Annotated in this window: 12 protein-coding genes; 4 read left to right on the top strand and 8 right to left on the bottom strand. The window is 73.8% G+C overall.

The genetic code is table 11. The features are described from left to right. The first annotated feature begins 92 nt into the window (after positions 1-92). On the top strand, positions 93-1,043 hold the full coding sequence (locus Z164_RS0103625) for an alpha/beta fold hydrolase (protein ID WP_024889380.1): 951 nt from the start codon (positions 93-95) through the stop codon (positions 1,041-1,043). Between the two features lie 163 nt (positions 1,044-1,206). Here the strand turns inward: Z164_RS0103625 and Z164_RS0103620 are convergent, their stop codons facing one another. From Z164_RS0103620 to Z164_RS0103610, 3 genes are all read right to left on the bottom strand, one after another. Beyond that, positions 1,207-1,731, bottom strand: a complete 525-nt coding sequence (locus Z164_RS0103620) for a GNAT family N-acetyltransferase (protein ID WP_024889379.1) — start codon at positions 1,729-1,731, stop codon at positions 1,207-1,209. Positions 1,732-1,738: 7 nt separating this feature from the next. Continuing rightward, the gene (aspS, locus tag Z164_RS0103615; protein ID WP_024889378.1) at positions 1,739-3,487 is read right to left on the bottom strand and encodes an aspartate--tRNA ligase; all 1,749 of its coding nucleotides are present in this window, start codon (positions 3,485-3,487) and stop codon (positions 1,739-1,741) included. A gap of 114 nt (positions 3,488-3,601) precedes the next feature. Further along, positions 3,602-3,913: an FmdB family zinc ribbon protein gene (locus Z164_RS0103610; protein ID WP_024889377.1), complete on the bottom strand. Its 312-nt coding sequence runs from the start codon at positions 3,911-3,913 to the stop codon at positions 3,602-3,604. Between the two features lie 171 nt (positions 3,914-4,084). Between Z164_RS0103610 and Z164_RS0103605 the strand changes: the two genes are divergently transcribed. Next, positions 4,085-4,798, top strand: a complete 714-nt coding sequence (locus Z164_RS0103605) for an SIMPL domain-containing protein (RefSeq protein ID WP_024889376.1) — start codon at positions 4,085-4,087, stop codon at positions 4,796-4,798. Positions 4,799-4,830: 32 nt separating this feature from the next. Here Z164_RS0103605 and bla read toward each other — a convergent pair whose 3' ends face one another. Further along, positions 4,831-5,727 carry a class A beta-lactamase gene (gene bla / locus Z164_RS0103600; RefSeq protein ID WP_024889375.1) on the bottom strand — a complete coding sequence of 299 codons (897 nt, stop codon included), beginning with the start codon at positions 5,725-5,727 and terminating at the stop codon, positions 4,831-4,833. 176 nt (positions 5,728-5,903) lie between these two features. Here bla and Z164_RS0103595 point away from each other — a divergent pair, with 176 nt between their 5' ends. After that, the gene (locus tag Z164_RS0103595) at positions 5,904-6,782 is read left to right on the top strand and encodes a LysR family transcriptional regulator (protein ID WP_024889374.1); all 879 of its coding nucleotides are present in this window, start codon (positions 5,904-5,906) and stop codon (positions 6,780-6,782) included. A 45-nt stretch (positions 6,783-6,827) separates the two neighbouring features. Here Z164_RS0103595 and Z164_RS0103590 read toward each other — a convergent pair whose 3' ends face one another. The 4 genes from Z164_RS0103590 to Z164_RS0103575 form a co-directional block, all read right to left on the bottom strand. After that, positions 6,828-7,478, bottom strand: a complete 651-nt coding sequence (locus Z164_RS0103590) for a hypothetical protein (protein ID WP_024889373.1) — start codon at positions 7,476-7,478, stop codon at positions 6,828-6,830. Beyond that, positions 7,475-10,300 carry a serine/threonine-protein kinase gene (locus Z164_RS21290; protein WP_024889372.1) on the bottom strand — a complete coding sequence of 942 codons (2,826 nt, stop codon included), beginning with the start codon at positions 10,298-10,300 and terminating at the stop codon, positions 7,475-7,477. Before Z164_RS21290 ends, Z164_RS0103590 begins: the two co-directional genes overlap by 4 nt. A gap of 85 nt (positions 10,301-10,385) precedes the next feature. After that, entirely contained in the window at positions 10,386-10,946 is a 561-nt protein-coding gene (locus Z164_RS0103580; protein WP_024889371.1) for an ECF-type sigma factor, read from the bottom strand. A gap of 87 nt (positions 10,947-11,033) precedes the next feature. Then, a complete protein-coding gene (locus Z164_RS0103575; protein WP_024889370.1) occupies positions 11,034-12,944 on the bottom strand; it encodes an ABC-F family ATP-binding cassette domain-containing protein in 1,911 nt (636 codons plus the stop codon). A gap of 227 nt (positions 12,945-13,171) precedes the next feature. Between Z164_RS0103575 and Z164_RS0103570 the strand changes: the two genes are divergently transcribed. Further along, positions 13,172-15,565, top strand: coding sequence for a TonB-dependent receptor plug domain-containing protein (locus tag Z164_RS0103570; protein ID WP_024889369.1), 2,394 nt, complete (start codon positions 13,172-13,174; stop codon positions 15,563-15,565). Positions 15,566-15,648: the final 83 nt, after the last annotated feature.

The following is a 15,648-nucleotide window of genomic DNA, read 5'->3' as shown; positions in this document are numbered from 1 at the left end:
ACGTTATATCACCCTTCGTCTCGAAGACCGGCGCAACCTGTCTCCACCGGGCGGCAAGCCGTCGCCCGACGATCGCCCCCAAGGAGTCCGCCATGAACAGCTTGCCCCGCACCGCCGTCCTCGCCCCGCTGCTCGCCGCCACCCTCGGCCTCGCCGCCCAGGCCGCCCAGGCCCAGCCGGCCCCCACCACGCCCCTCGCCCTGGCGCACAGCGCCAACACCATCGACACCCACGACGGCGTACGCCTCTACTACAAGGACTGGGGCCCGAAGGACGGCCCGGTGGTGGTGTTGAGCCACGGCTGGCCGCTCAACGCCGACAGCTGGGAATCGCAGATGCTGTTCCTGGCCGAGCGCGGCTACCGCGTGGTGGCCCACGACCGCCGCGGCCACGGCCGCTCCAGCCAGCCCTGGCACGGCAACGACATGGACCACTACGCCGACGATCTGGCCGCGGTGATCCAGGCGCTGGACCTGCACGACGTCACCCTGGTCGGCTTTTCCACCGGCGGCGGCGAGGTGGCCCGCTACATCGGCCGCCACGGCAGCGCGCGGGTGAGCAAGGCGGTGCTGGTGGCGTCGGTGCCGCCGCTGATGCTGCGCACCGACGACAACCCCGGCGGCCTGCCGCAGGCGGTCTTCGACGGCCTGCGCGACGGCTCGCGGGCCAATCGCTCGCGGCTGTACCTGGACATCGCCTCGGGCCCGTTCTACGGCTTCAACCGCCCGGGCGCCACGCCCGACGACAGCCTGATCCAGGCGTTCTGGGCGCAGGGCATGCAGGCCGGCCACAAGAACGCCTACGACTCGATCGCCGCGTTCTCGGCCACCGACTTCCGCGACGACCTCGCCAAGTTCGACGTGCCCACCCTGGTCACCCACGGCGACGACGACCAGATCGTGCCGATCGACCTGTCCGGCCGCGCCTCGGCGGCGCTGATCGACGGCGCCCGCCTGATCGTCTACCCCGGCGCCCCGCACGGGATCACCGACACCCACAAGGATCGGCTCAACCAGGACCTGCTGGCCTTCCTGCAGGAATGACACACCCCACTGCGCGAACGTGCGCGCAGCAGACCCGCACCGGCGACGGTGCGGGTCTTTTTTTCGCGTCTTCGCCAACCACGGGCCTGCCGGCGACGCCCAGGCGCATCGGCGTGGCGCATGGCGTGGCCTGGCGGCCCACACCATGGCCGGCCCTCGCCCGTCAGGCCTGTACGGCCGGCCGACGCAGGATGAACTCCAGATCGCGGGTCTCGCCGACCGGGAACAGGTACTCGCCGACCTTCCCGAAGCCGTGGCGGGCATAGAAGCGCTGGGCCCCGAGATTCTCCGACCACACCCCCACCCACAGCGTGCGCGGGCCGCCGCGCAGCAGCCAGTCCATGGCGGTGGCCATCATCCGGGCGCCGTGGCCGGCCCCCTGCCAGCCGCGCAGCAGGTAGAGGCGCTTGATCTCGCCGTCGTCGCCGCCGACGTCGGCATGCGGCAGCCCGCACGGCCCGGCCGCGACATGACCGACCGCCTCGCCGTCGGCGTCCAGCAACCACACCGCATAGTCGGGATGGGCGAGGATGGTGCGCTGGCGCTCCACCGCGTAGGCCTGGGCCAGGAAGGCATCCAGATCCTCGCGCGGATACAGGTGGCCGAAGGTCTCGGTGAAGGTGCGCGCGGCCAGGTCGGCCACGCGCGCGGCATCCTCGACGGTGGCCCGGCGCAGGGCGAGCGCCATGCCGGCCTCAGTCCCGGGCCCGCACCGCCACGTGCACCTCGGCCAGTTGCGCGTCGGCGATCGGCGACGGCGCCCCGGTCATCAGGCACTGGGCGCTGGTGGTCTTGGGGAAGGCGATGACGTCGCGGATCGAGTCGGTGCCGGCCATCAGCGCGGCGATGCGGTCGATGCCGAAGGCGATGCCGCCGTGCGGCGGCGCGCCGTACTTCAGCGCGTCGAGCAGGAAGCCGAACTTGGCCTCGGCCTCCTCGGCGCCGATGCCCAGCAGCTCGAACACCGCGCTCTGCATCTCCGGGCGGTGGATGCGGATCGAGCCGCCGCCGATCTCGTTGCCGTTGAGCACCATGTCGTAGCCGCGCGAGACCGCGCTGCGGGCGTTGGCGCGCAGGTCGTCGATGTCGTCCACCGCCGGCGCGGTGAACGGATGGTGCAGGGCGACGTAGCGCTGCGCCTCCTCGTCCCACTCGAACATCGGGAAGTCGGTGACCCACAGCGGCTTCCAGCCCTCGGCGACGCGGCCGAAATCGCGGCCGGCCTTGAGCCGCACCGCGCCCATGAAGTCGCTGACGGTGGCGTACTTGCCGGCGCCGAAGAACACCAGGTCGCCGTTGCCGGCGCCGACGTGCCGCAGCAGCGCGGCGAACCGCGCCTCGTCGAAGAACTTCTGGATCGGCGAGGCGACCTCGCCGGCCTCGGAGATCTTGACGTAGGCCAGCCCCTTGGCGCCGAACTTGGCGGCATGGGCGGCGTACTCGTCGATCTGCTTGCGGCTCAGCGACGCGCCGCCGGGGATGCGCAGCGCGCACACGCGGCCGTCCGCGTCGGCGGCGGCGGCGGCGAACACCGAGAAGCCGCTGTCGGCGACCTGCTCGGCCACGTCCACCAGTTCCAGGTCGATGCGCAGGTCGGGCTTGTCGGAGCCGTAGCGGCGCATCGCCTCGGCCCAGGTCATGCGCGGGAACGGCTCGGCCAGATCGACGTCCACGACCTCCTTGAACACCGCGCGGATCATGCCCTCCACCGCGTCCTGCACGTCGCGCTCGCGGACCCAGGCGAACTCCATGTCGAGCTGGGTGAACTCCAGCTGGCGGTCGGCGCGCAGGGCCTCGTCGCGGAAGCAGCGCGCGATCTGGTAGTAGCGGTCGAAGCCGGCCACCATCAGGATCTGCTTGAACAGCTGCGGGCTCTGCGGCAGCGCGTAGAACTCGCCGGGATGCATGCGCGCCGGCACCAGGAAATCGCGCGCGCCCTCGGGCGTGGCCTTGGTCAGGATCGGGGTCTCGATGTCCTGGAAGCCGCGCGCGTCCAGCCAGCGCCGCAGCGCCTGCACCAGGCGGATGCGGGTGCGCTGCATGCGCTGCATCTCGGGACGGCGCAGGTCGAGGTAGCGGTACTTGAGCCGCGTCTCCTCGCCCGGGTTCTCGTGGGCGTGGAAGGGCAGCGGCTCGGCCTTGTTCAGCACCTCGATCTCCGCGGCCAGCACTTCCACCCGGCCGGTGCGGATCTTGTCGTTGACGGACTGGCGCGCGCGCACGGTCCCGGTCACCCGCACGCAGCTCTCCACGCTGAGCGCGCTGGCGACCTGGAACAACGCGCCCATGTCGGAATCGACCACCACCTGCGCCACGCCCTCGTGGTCGCGCAGGTCGGTGAACACCACGTGGCTCTGCACACGGTTGGTGTTGACCCAGCCGCACAGGGTCACGGTCTCGCCGATCAGGGCCTCGTCGATCAGGCCGCAGTAGTGGGTACGCATGGAAGCTCCGGGAGGGATCGACCCGACGCGCCGCCGGGGAACCGGCTATTTTGCGGGCGCGCCCGCACGCCGGCAAATGCAGCCGCGGCGGGCGCTCCCGGAGCGTTCCGGCGGTCAGGCCGCCGGGCTGGCCGGCGCGGCCTCGGCCTTGGCCGGCTTCGCCTCGGCGGCGGGCTTGGCCTCGGCCTTGGGCTCCGGCTTCGCGGCATCGCCGCCGTCGGCGAGGTTGCGCTTCTTGTCGCCCTCCTTCTTGAAGTCGGTCTCGTACCAGCCGCCGCCGGCCAGGCGGAACGCCGGCGCGGTCACCTGGCGCTGCACGGCGGCGGCGCCGCAGGCGGGACAGGCCGCGGGATCGGGGTCGGAGAGCTTTTGCAGACGGTCGAAGGCATGGCCGCATTCGGCGCAACGGAAGGCGTAGATCGGCATGGCTGGATCGCTGGACGACGAAGGAGCCGGCATTCTGGGGGCCGGCGCCCGGCTTTCAAGTCCCACGCCGCGGGCGGCGGGCCACGGCGGCGGCGACGGCGGCGGGCGCGATCGCAGCCGCCGTTAACGGGGCGCGGCCTAGACTCGCCGCACCGTCGACAGGAGTTCCGCATGCGCCAGCCCCCCAACTTCCGCACCGTCGCCGCCGCCTTCCTGGTCGCGCTGGGCCTGATCGGCGCCGGCTGGACGACCGCGCAGGGGCTGGCCAAGCTGCGCACCGCCGACCGCTACGTCACCGTCAAGGGCTCGGCCGAGCGCATCGTCGATGCGGACCTGGTGGTCTGGCCGCTGTCGCAGACCGTGGGCGGCGACGACCTCGCCGTGGTCCAGGCCGGCCTGGACGCCAACACCACCACCATCCGCCGGTTTCTTTCCGGCGCCGGCTTCGGCGACGACGAGGTGGTGGTGTCGCCGCCGCGCCTCGAGGACCGCTGGGCCTACTCCTACGGCGACAGCCGCCCACCGGAGCGCTACCGCTACTCCAACACCGTCACCCTGCGCACCGGCCGGGTGGCCGAGGCGATGGCGGCGCTGCGCCGCAGCGGCGAGATCGTCGCCCAGGGGGTGATGCTCAACACCGACGACGGCGGCGGCCCGCAGTTCGAGTTCACCCGCCTCAACGACATCAAGCCGGAGCTGATCGCCGAGGCCACCGCAAATGCCCGCGTGGCCGCCGAGCAGTTCGCCGAGGATTCCGGCGCGCGCATCGGCGGCATCCGCAGCGCCAACCAGGGCGTGATCTCGATCAGCGATCGCGACCGCGGCAGCCCGCACGTCAAGACCGTGCGGGTGGTGACCACGGTGGAATACTTCCTGCGCGACTGAAGCGCAGGGCCCGGGCGTCGCGCCGCGCGAACCTACGCGCGCGCGGCGGCGACGGCCAGTTCGGCCGCCCGGCGCAGCACGTCGTCGCGGGCCTCGGCGGGCAGCGGCGATCCCTGCAGGTAGCAGGCCAGCAGCCAGGGCGTGCCGCCGCCGGGCGGCCACAGCAGCGCGATGTCGTTGCTCACGCCGCGCGTGCCGCCGGTCTTGTCGCCCACCCGCCAATCCGTGGGCACACCGGCGCGGATGCGACCGTCGCCGGTGCGGTTGTCGATCAGCCAGTCGGCGAGCTGCGCGCGCGATGCCGGCGCCAGCGCGTCGCCGAGCGCGAAGCGCTGCAGGTTGGCGGCCATCGCCGCGGGCGTGCTGGTGTCTCGGGGATCGCCCGGCGCGAAGCGGTTGACCTCCGGTTCGTAGCGCGCGCATTCGGTGACCGCGTCGCCGTGCTCGCGCAGGAACGCGGTGAGCCCCTCGGGGCCGCCGACCAGGGGCAGCAGCAGGTTCGCGGCGGGGTTGTCGCTCCACACCATCGTGCCGCGGCACAGGTCGCGCACGGTCAGGTCGCGGCCGACGTGGCGCCCGGTCGCCGGCGCGTGGGCGAGCAGGTCCGCTGCGCGCACCGGCAGCCGCCGGTCCAGCGACAGCGCGCCGGCATCGGCGCGCGCGAGCACCGCCGCGGCCAGCAGGAACTTGAAGGTGCTGGCCATCGGGAAGCGCTCCCCTTCGCGATGCGCAAGGCGCGGCGCCCCATCGCCGGCGCGCAGCAGCGCCACGCCGAGACGGCCGCCGCTGGCGGCTTCCAGCGCGGCGAGGTCGGTCGCCGCGGCGATCGCGGGCGGCGGTGCGGCGGCCGCCTGCGCCAGCAGCGGCGCGGCGGGAGCGGACAGCGCGGCCATGCCGGCCAGTTTCAGGAACGAGCGTCGCGACGACATGCGCATCTCCATCGGCGGAAAGCGCAGATTCTTCGCCCGCCGCACGGCCGCCACCAGCGCGAAGAATCGGGGGCAGGCATGAACCGGATCGATGGCGGGCGGCCGCACCGCATCGCCAGCGCCCTTCCAGGCTCCGGCGATGCGATGATCCATCGATCCGCCTCACCTGCCCCCCCATGTCCCGCCCGCCGCTGCCGCTGCACGCGCTGCGCGCCTTCGAGGCCGCCGCCCGCCACCAGAACTTCACCCGCGCCGCGCTGGAACTGCACGTCAGCCAGGCGGCATTGAGCCACCAGATCCGAGGATTGGAGGACCGGCTCGGCGTGCGCCTGTTCCATCGCCTGCCGCGCGGCGTGCTGCTGACCGACGAGGCCGCGGCGCTGTACCCGGTGCTGCACGATGCCCTCGACCGGATCGCTGCGGCGGTGGCGCGCGCCACCGCGCACGGCGTGCGCGACGTGCTGAGCCTGGGCGTGGTGGGTACCTTCGCGATCGGCTGGCTGCTGCCGCGCCTGCACGCGTTCGAGGCGGAGCACCCCGGCATCGAACTGCGGGTGCAGACCCACAACAACCGCATCGACCTGGCCAGCGAGGGCCTGGACGCGGCGATCCGCTTCGGCGACGGCGACTGGCAGGGCCTGGCCTGCACGCCGGTGGTGGACACTCTGTTCGCGCCGGCCTGCGCCCCGGCGCTGGCCCGGCGGCTGGCCTCGCCGCGCGACCTGGCGAGGGCCACGCTGCTGCGCTCCTACCGCGGCGACGAATGGCCGCGCTGGCTGCAGGCCGCGGACGCACCCGGCATCGAGGCGCGCGGGCCGGTGTTCGATTCCTCGCTGGCGCTGGCCGGTGCGGCGGCGGCGGGCGCAGGCGTGGCCCTGCTGCCGCTGCGGATGTTCGAGCGCGAGCTGGCCGACGGCCGGCTGCTGCAGCCCTTCCCGGTCGGGATCCGGCTCGGCCGCTACTGGTTCGCGCGGCTGCGCTCGCGCCGCGAACGCGAGCCGGTCAGGCGCCTGCGGCTATGGCTGCAGGCGCAGGATGCGCTGGATCCGGCCTGAGCGGCGATGCGCCGTCGCGCCGATGCGGGCGGCGGATCGCGGGCGTCAGTGCCCCCAGGGCGCAGGCGGCGCGGCGACCGGCGCGGTCAGGTCGAACTCGACCTGGAACAGCCGTCCGCCCGGCCGCGAGAGTTCGTACAGGAAGCGCCGCTCCGGCTCGATCTCCATCGCCCAGGTGTTGGCGACCGAGGCGTTCAGCCCCTCGCGCTCGAACAGCGCCACCGACTCCGCATCGACGGGGAATTCCTGCCGCTGCGCGGTGCCCGGCGCGGCGGTGTCGCCGCCGTACATCGTCACCGCGTCCTCGCTGCCGTCCTCGTGGCGGTGGTCGTGCTTGAGGCGCAGGCCGGCATCGGTGCGGGTGAGCACCCAGGTCCGCGAGCGGTCCTCGCCGACGTGGAAAGGCACCTTCAGCTCGCGGGCCGGGTCGTCGCAGCCGCGCACGTGCATCACCAGGGTGCGGCCCTCGAACGGGTCCTCGCCCTCGGGCGGCGGTTGGTTGGCGACGATGCGGCCCTCGAAGGCCTGTCCGCAGTGGCGCGCGAGCGCGGCGAGGAAGGCATCGGCGGGCGCGGTTTCCGCGGCCGCGGCCGCATCGGCGGGCGCGTTGGCGGGGGCAGCGTCGGGCGAGGATGGCGAGCAGGCCGCGAGGGCGAGCGCGAGCGCGGCGGCGAGCGGGAGCGAGGATGCGTTCATTCCGGCACCGTAACCGCTGGCGCCGGCGCGAGCAAATCCGCCGCGGCCGCATGGCCGGCGCGTCCGCGCGCGGCGCGCGCGTCGATGCGCGGGGCGCGTTCCAGCCTCGCCAGCAGCGGCGATTGCGGCATCGACTGCAGGCTCAGCACGGCCGCCGCGCGCGCCGCCTGCAGCGACGCGCCTTCGGCGTCGCCGGCGGCGGCCAGCGATTCCGCCAGCGGCACCCGCCAGGCGGCGACGACCGCGGCATCCGCGCCGTACAGCGAGGACGCGGCATCGACCGCCTCGCGCCAGGCCGCCACCGCGGCGGCGGCGGGGCCGTTGCGCTGCCGCCAGGCGGCCAGCAGCGCGCGCTGCCGCACCGCGTGGTGCGGCCCCGCCGCGCGCGCGTCGGCGTCCACCTCCCGCAATGCCCGTTCCGCTTCGCCAAGCCTGCCGGCGAGCGTCAGCCATTCCGCGCGCGCCTGCCGGATCCGCACCGCGTTGGCGCTGTCGGCCGGCAGGCGCGGCAGCCAGCCGTCGAACGCGCGCTGCAGGAACGCATCCGCATCGACGCGCCCCGCGCGCGCCAGGAACAGGCCGAGCTGCAGCGAGGCGTCGAGCGTGTCCGGGTGGGCGGCGCCGACGCTCGCCTCGCGCACGGCGAGCACGCGACGGTAGGCGGCCTCGGCCCGCGCCGGGTCGCCGCGCGCCTCGGCCAGCGCCGCCGTCGCCTCGAGCGCCAGCGAATGGACGAAGCTGTCGGTGCCCATCACCTCGCCGAACAGGCGCTCGCCCGCCGCCGCCAGCGGCTCCGCGCCGGTGTAGTCGCCCTGGCGCAGCAGCACCGAGGCCAGGCGGACGTGTTCGCTGGCGTAGTAGACGCTGTGCTCGCCGAAGAGCTTCGGCGCCGCCTCGAGGTTGCGCTCGAGCATGGCCCGCGCCTCGGCCAGCCGGCCGGCGTCCGCGACCGCCAGCGCGTGCTCGGTGCGGTGGGTCCAGTACTCGTAGGAAAGCTCGCCGTGCTCGCGCAGGAAGATCGGGCCGCTGCGGCGGAACGCGCGCTCGGCGGCCTCCAGCTGGCCGCGGCGGCGGTGCAGCACGCCCAGGTTGTCCAGGGTGACGCCGACGAAGCGCTCGCGGCCGGCGGCCTCGTGGCGCATCAGCGCCTGCCGGAACGCGTCCTCGGCCGCGTCGTAGCGCTGCTGCGCGACCAGCGACAGCCCCAGCGAGTTGTACGCCTGCGCGACGCGGAAGCTGTCCGGGTAGTCGGGCCCCAGCAGCGCCAGCGACCGCCGCGCGAGCCGTTCGCCGGCCTCGCCGTCGCGGTTGTTGGCGTAGGTGGCCGAAAGCATGTTGAGGATGCGCGATGCCTCGTCCAGGTGCGGGCCGCCGGCGGCGGCGAGGCCGTCGGCCGCGGCGCGCAGCAGCGGCAGCGAGCGCGGGATGTCGCCCATGTTGCGGTAGGCCATGCCGATCACGCCCTGCAGGCGGGCGCGCACCTCGGGCGAGGCGTCGAGCTCGCCGTCGATGCGTTCGGCGGCGCGATCGAGCACTTCCCTGGCGGCGATCGTCTCGCCGCCGCGCGCGCCGCGCGCGCGCGGATCGGCGGCCTCGAACATCGACACCAGGAAGCCGCCGACCTGCCGCGACACCTCCGCCTCGTGCTCGGCCCGCGCGCGCGCGCCGTCCAGCCGCCAGACGAAGCCCAGGCACAGCGCCAACGCCAGCGCGCCTGCGGCGGTTTCGCGCCAGCGCCGGCGCAACAGGCGCCGGGCGCGATAGGAGCGCTCGCCCGCGCGCGCGCGCACCGGCAGCAGGCGCGAGTGCCGGCGCACGTCCTCGGCCAGCGCGTCCACGGTGGCGTACCGCGCGTCCGGGTCGTGCGCGCAGGCGCGCGCGACGATGGCATCCAGATCCCCGCGCAGGCGCCGCCGCCACGGCAGTCCTCCGGGCGCCCAGGCCGACGGCGCCGGGACCGCAGCGCGATCGTCCTCGCGCGGCCGGTCGAGCGCGCGGCCGGCGACGAGTTCCAGCAGCAGCACGCCCAGGCCGTAGACGTCGCCGGCGATCCCGGGCGCCTGCCCGGCCACGACCTCGGGCGCCGCGTAGCCGGGCGTCCAGCCGTGGCCGCGGCCGGCATCGGCACCGCCGGCGGTGAGCAGGCGGGAGATGCCGAAGTCGAGCAGCACCGGCTCGCCGTCCTCGCGGACCAGCACGTTGGCCGGCTTGAGGTCGCAGTGCACGACCAGCCGCGCGTGCGCCGCCTGGACCGCGCCGCAGATCTTCAGGAACAGCTGCAAACGCGCCTCCAGCCCGAGCCCGGCCTCCCGGCAGTAGGCGTCGACGGGGCGGCCGTCCACGTACTCCATCACCAGGTAGGGCTGCCCCTGCGGCGTGGTGCCGCCGTCGTAGAGCCGGGCGATGTGCGGATGCTGCAGGCCGGCCAGGATCCGCCGCTCCTCGGCCAGCCGCTCGACCGCGCCCGCATCCGGCAGGCCGTGCAGCACCTTGATCGCCGTGCGCTGCGCATACAGCCCATCGGCGCGCTCGGCCAGCAGCACCACGCCCATGCCGCCGCTGCCGAGGCGGCGCTCCACCCGCCACGGCCCGAGCATGTCGCCCGGGCCGATCTCCGCCCCCAGCGCCTGCTCGATCGCGGCGTCCACCGCGCCTTCGGCCCGGCGCAGCGCGCGCGTGGCCGAGCGCAGCAGCGCCAGCGTTTCCCGCCGCAGCGCGGCGTCGGCGGTCAGCGCCTGCAGCCGGTCTTCCCAGGTCTCCGGCGGCAGGTCGCAGACCGCATCGAACAGCCGGCGCAGCGCCTTCCAATCGTCTTCGCTCACCCGTTTCCCCCCTCGCGGCGCCCGGGCCGCCCCCTCGGATCCTGCCGGCATGCGGGCGCGCGCCACACCGCGCACCTGCGAACGCTCAGCCCAGTTGCCGATTCAACCACGCCCGCGCGAAACGGAGGTCGCGCTCCACCGTGCGCACCGACAGCGCCAGCACCACCGCGATCTCCTGCTGCGACATGCCGCCGAAGTAGGCCATCTCCACCGCCTGCGCCGCGCGCGGGTCGTGCCGGGCGAGCCGTTCCAGCGCCTGATGCAGGGCCAGCACCTCGAACTCGTCGCGACCGTCGGCGTCGGCCGCGGCCTGCGCATCCGCGTGCGAGAGCGTCATCGCGAGGGCGCCGCCGCCGCGCTTGGCGGCGGCGCGGGCGCGGGCGCGGTCCACCAGCACCGCGCGCATCTTGGCCGCGGCCAGGGCGAAGAAGTGGGCGCGATCGGCGTAGCCGACGTCGGCCCCGAGCAGCCGCAGCACGGCATCGTGCACGAGCGCGGTCGGCCGCAGGGTCGCGTCGCCGCGATCGCCGGTGCGCGCGATCGCCATGCGGCGCAGGTCGTCGTAGACCGCGGCGAACAGCGCGTCGCGCGCCTCGGTATCGCCCTCGCGCCAGGAATGCAGCATGCGGGTGATGTCCTCGCTCATCGCCCCGCTCCGGCACGCACGGCCGTAGCCCGGCCATGCGCAGGCGCGACACGGGACGCCGGGACCGTGCCGCGCACCATCCGTCCCTCAGGCGGCGTCGTACAGCGACAGCCAGCGCGCCTCGGCCTCGGCCAGGCGCGCCGCGGTCGCCTCGCGCTCGCCGCCGAGCGCGGCCAGCCGCGCGGCGTCGGCCTGGTGCGCCGGGTCGGCGAGCGCGGCGTCGATGCGGGCCAGGTCCGCCTCCAGCTCGGCCACCGCGCGCTCGGCCTCGGCGAGGCGGTGCGGGTTGGTCTTGCGCGCCGGCTTCGCCTTCCCGGCAGCCGGCGCCGGCGCCGCGGCGGCCGGGCGCTTCGCCGCGCGGTCCTCGCCCTGGCGGCTGCGCAGCCAGGCGGCGTATTCGTCCAGGTCGCCCTCGAAGGGCTGCACCGTGCCGTCGGCCACGCGCCAGAAGGTGTCGCTGACCAGGCCGATCAGGTGGCGGTCGTGCGAGACCAGCACGATCGCGCCGTCGAAGTCGGCCAGCGCCTCGGCCAGCGCCTCGCGCATGTCGAGGTCGAGGTGGTTGGTCGGCTCGTCGAGCAGCAGCACGTTCGGCTGCCGCCAGGCGATCAGCGCCAGCGCCAGCCGCGCGCGCTCGCCGCCGGAGAAGCCGTCGATGCTCTCGAAGGCGCGGTCGCCGGGGAAGTTCCACTTGCCGAGGAAATCGCGCAACGCCTGGGTGGGACTGTCGGGCGACAGCTCGCGCAGGTGGTCGATCGGCGAGGTGCCGGCCTTGAGCGATTCCACGGTGTGCTGGGCGAAGTAGCCGATGCGCAGGTCCGGGTGCGCCGAACGCTCGCCGGCCAGCAGCGGCAGCTCGCCGACCAGCGACTTGACCAGCGTCGACTTGCCCGCGCCGTTGGGGCCCAGCAGGCCGATGCGGTCGCCCGCTTCCAGCCCGAACCCGACGCCGTCGAGGACGACGACGGCGCCGGTATCCGCCCGCTCCGCCGGCTCCCCGTTCCCGGCTCCCGGATCCCGGTCCCCGGCGGCGTAGCCGCAGGTGCCGTCGTTGATGCGCAGCAGCGCGTGCGGCAGCTTCGACGGCGCCGGCAGGTCGATGCGGAACTCGCGCTCGGCGCGCACCGCCTCGGTGCCGGCCAGCTTGGCCAGCCGCTTCATCCGCGACTGCGCCTGGCGGGCCTTGCTGGCCTTGGCCTTGAAGCGGTCGATGAACTTCTGCAGGTGGGCGCGCTCGGCCTGTTCCTTCTCGTGCGCGATCTGCTGCTGGCGCAGGTGCTCGGCGCGTTGCCGCTCGAAGGCGGTGTAGTCGCCCACGTACAGCCTGGCGCGCTGCTCGTGCAGGTGCAGGGTGTGGGTGGCCACGTTGTCGAGGAACTCGCGGTCGTGGCTGATCAGGAGCAGCGTGCCCGGGTACTTCAGCAGCCACTGCTCCAGCCACAGCACGGCGTCGAGATCGAGGTGGTTGGTCGGCTCGTCGAGCAGCAGCAGGTCGCTGGGCGTCATCAGCGCGCGCGCCAGGTTGAGCCGCACGCGCCAGCCGCCCGAGAACGCGCTCACCGGGCGCTGGTGGGTGTCGGCCGGGAAGCCGAGCCCGTGCAGCAGCCGGCCCGCGCGCGCGGTGGCGTCGTAGCCGTTGAGCTCGGCCAGGCGCAGGTGCGCGTGCGCGACCGCGTCCCAGTCCTCGGCGGCGGTGGCGGCCGCCTCCTCGCGCAGCGCGGCGGCCACCTCGGCGTCGCCGGAGAGCACGAAGTCGATCGCCGGGTCCGGCAGCGACGGCGTCTCCTGCGCCACGCTGGCGATGCGCACGCGAGCAGGCACGTCGAGGTCGCCGCGGTCGGCTTCCACCTCGCCGCGGATGGCCGCGAACAGCGAGGACTTGCCGGTACCGTTGCGGCCGACCACGCCGACCCGCCAGCCGGCGTGCAGGGCGAGGTCGACGTCGGACAGCAGCAGGCGTTCGCCGCGCCGCAGGGCGAAATTGCGAAAAGCGATCATCGCGACATTCTAGAGGGTGCGCCCCCGGCGCGCGCCCGGCAGCGAGCGGAAGAAGATAAAGACCGAGACCCCGGCGCATCACGGCGCCGACGAGGTCCGCGGCAGGCACATCCATCGATCTTAACAATTCCGTTTTCAGAACGAATGGAAGGAATCGAATGCAACTATTGACACACATGCAATGACACATTGTTAATGGCGCGTCGCCATTCCTTCGAGAACGAGCCATGCAGCGCACCTCCCTCGCCTTCGCGGTCGCCGCGGTCCTGGCCGCCGCGTCCTCCGCCCACGCGCAATCGACCGGCCGCCAGGACGAACCGCAGCGCGCGTCCACCCTCGACACCCTGATCGTCACCGGCACCCGCGTGGCCGACCGCACGGTGGCCGAGTCGCAATCGCCGATCGACATCATCAGCGCCGAGAACCTGCGCGCCACCGGCACCACCGAGCTGGCCACCGCGCTGTCGCGCGCGCTGCCCTCGCTGAACTTCCCGCGCCCGGCGCTGACCGACGGCACCAGCGCGATCCGCCCGGCGCAGCTGCGCGGGCTGGCGCCGGACCAGGTGCTGGTCCTGGTCAACGGCAAGCGCCGGCACACCTCCTCGCTGCTCAACCTCAACGGCACCATCGGCCGCGGCTCGGCGCCGGTGGATCTCAACACCATCCCGGTCTCGGCGATCGAGCGGGTCGAGGTGCTGCGCGACGGCGCCTCGGCGCAGTACGGCTCCGACGCCATCGCCGGCGTGATCAACGTGGTGCTCAAGGGCGCCGGCGAGGACGGCAGCATCGAACTGTCCGGCGGCCAGTACTCCGCCGGCGACGGCGCGCAGGCGCAGCTCGCCGCCGACACCGGCCTGTCGCTGGGCCAGGAACGCGGCTTCCTGCGCCTGGCCGCGCAGGCGGGCACCCAGGATGCCACCAACCGCGCCCGCCCCTTCGCGGGCACCCCGGGCCCCACCCAGCCGGCGCTGGGCCAGAAGGCCTTCGTCATCGGCGAGCCTGAAGTGGACTTCGGCGCGTTTTCCGTCAACGGCGAGTACGCGTTCTCCGACAACGCGACCGGCTACGCCTTCGGCACGATCAGCAACCGCGACATCACCTCGTTCGCGTTCTTCCGCGCGCCCGGCAACCCCACCCAGAACATCCCCTCGATCCATCCCGACGGCTACGTGCCGGAGATCAACAACATCTCCAAGGACCGCTCGCTGGTCGCCGGCGTGCGCGGCCACAGCGGCAACGGCTGGAACTGGGACGCCAGCTACAACTACGGCTACAACCACCTCGAGTTCTACACCCGCAACACCCTCAACGCGAGCCTCGGCCCGACCTCGCCGACCGCGTTCTACGACGGCGCGCTGGAGACCACCCAGAACATCCTCAACCTCGACCTCAGCCGCCAGTTCGACTGGGGCCTGGCCTACCCGGTCAACCTGGCCTTCGGCGCCGAGTACCGCAACGAGAAGTGGAACCAGTCGCCGGGCGAGTACGGCTCCTACGCCCAGCCCGACCTGAGCCGGCCGGGCGGCGCGCAGGGCTTCGGCGGCTTCGCGCCCGCGGTGGCCGGCCACTACGCGCGCGACAGCTATGCCGTCTACGCCGACCTCGAGGCCGACCTCACCGAGCGCTTCTCCGGCGGCGCCGCGGTCCGCTACGAGGACTACGACGATTTCGGCAGCCAGACCTCGGGCAAACTCTCGGCGCGCTACGCCTTCAGCGACGCGGTGGCGCTGCGCGGCACGGTGTCCAGCGGCTTCCGCGCGCCCTCGCTGGCGCAGCAGCACTTCCAGACGCTGAGCACGGTGTACCTGGCCGGCATCAGCACCCCGTTCGAGATCCGCACCTTCCCCGCCGACAGCGAGATCGCCCAGGCCTTCGGCGCCGAACCGCTGCGTCCGGAGGAATCGCGCTCCTACAGCCTCGGCCTGGTGCTGCAGCCGGCCGACAACCTGTACGTGACCGTCGACGCCTACCAGATCGACGTCGACGACCGCATCGCGCTGTCGTCCAACCTGACCGGGGATGCGGTGCGTACGCTGCTGGAGTCGCGCGGCATCTTCGGCGTCAACGGCGGCCGCTACTTCACCAACGCCATCGACACCCGCACCCGCGGCATCGACGTGGTGGGCACCTACCGCTGGGACCTGGCCGCCGGCACCCTCGACCTGACCGCCGGCTACAACCACACCAAGACCGAGATCACCCGCATCGCCGCCAATCCGGAGGAGCTGGAGGCCATCGGCGTCGACCTGGAGCGCATCGACCGCGTCGAGGCCGGCCGCATCGAGCGCGGCTTCCCGCGCAACAAGCTGCTGCTGTCCGGCCTGTGGACGCTGGGCGACTGGCGCTGGTCGCTGGCGGCCACCCGCTACGGCAGCGTCAGCACCACGCCCAACGACGCCTCCCTCGACCAGCGCTACGGCGCCAAGTGGCTGCTCGACGCCGCCGCCACCCTCGACCTGGATCGCTGGCGCTTCACCCTCGGCGCGGACAACCTCCTCAACGAGTACCCGGACGAGAACCTGTTCGGCAACTCCACCAACGGGCAGTTCCCGTACAGCAACCTGTCGCCGTTCGGCTTCGGCGGCGCCTACGTCTACGCCAAGGTCGCCTACGCCTGGTGACCGCGCCCGGGCGGCCGCGCCGGGGGGCCGGCCGCCCGTGACGCCCGCCCCGGTTCGGGGCGCCGCCCCGCTGCGCGCGGGTT

The sequence above is a fragment of the Luteimonas huabeiensis HB2 genome (assembly GCF_000559025.1).
Classification (GTDB): domain Bacteria; phylum Pseudomonadota; class Gammaproteobacteria; order Xanthomonadales; family Xanthomonadaceae; genus Luteimonas; species Luteimonas huabeiensis.
The sequence above is the reverse complement of the archived record's forward strand: the minus strand, read 5'-3'. Positions and strand labels throughout refer to the sequence as shown.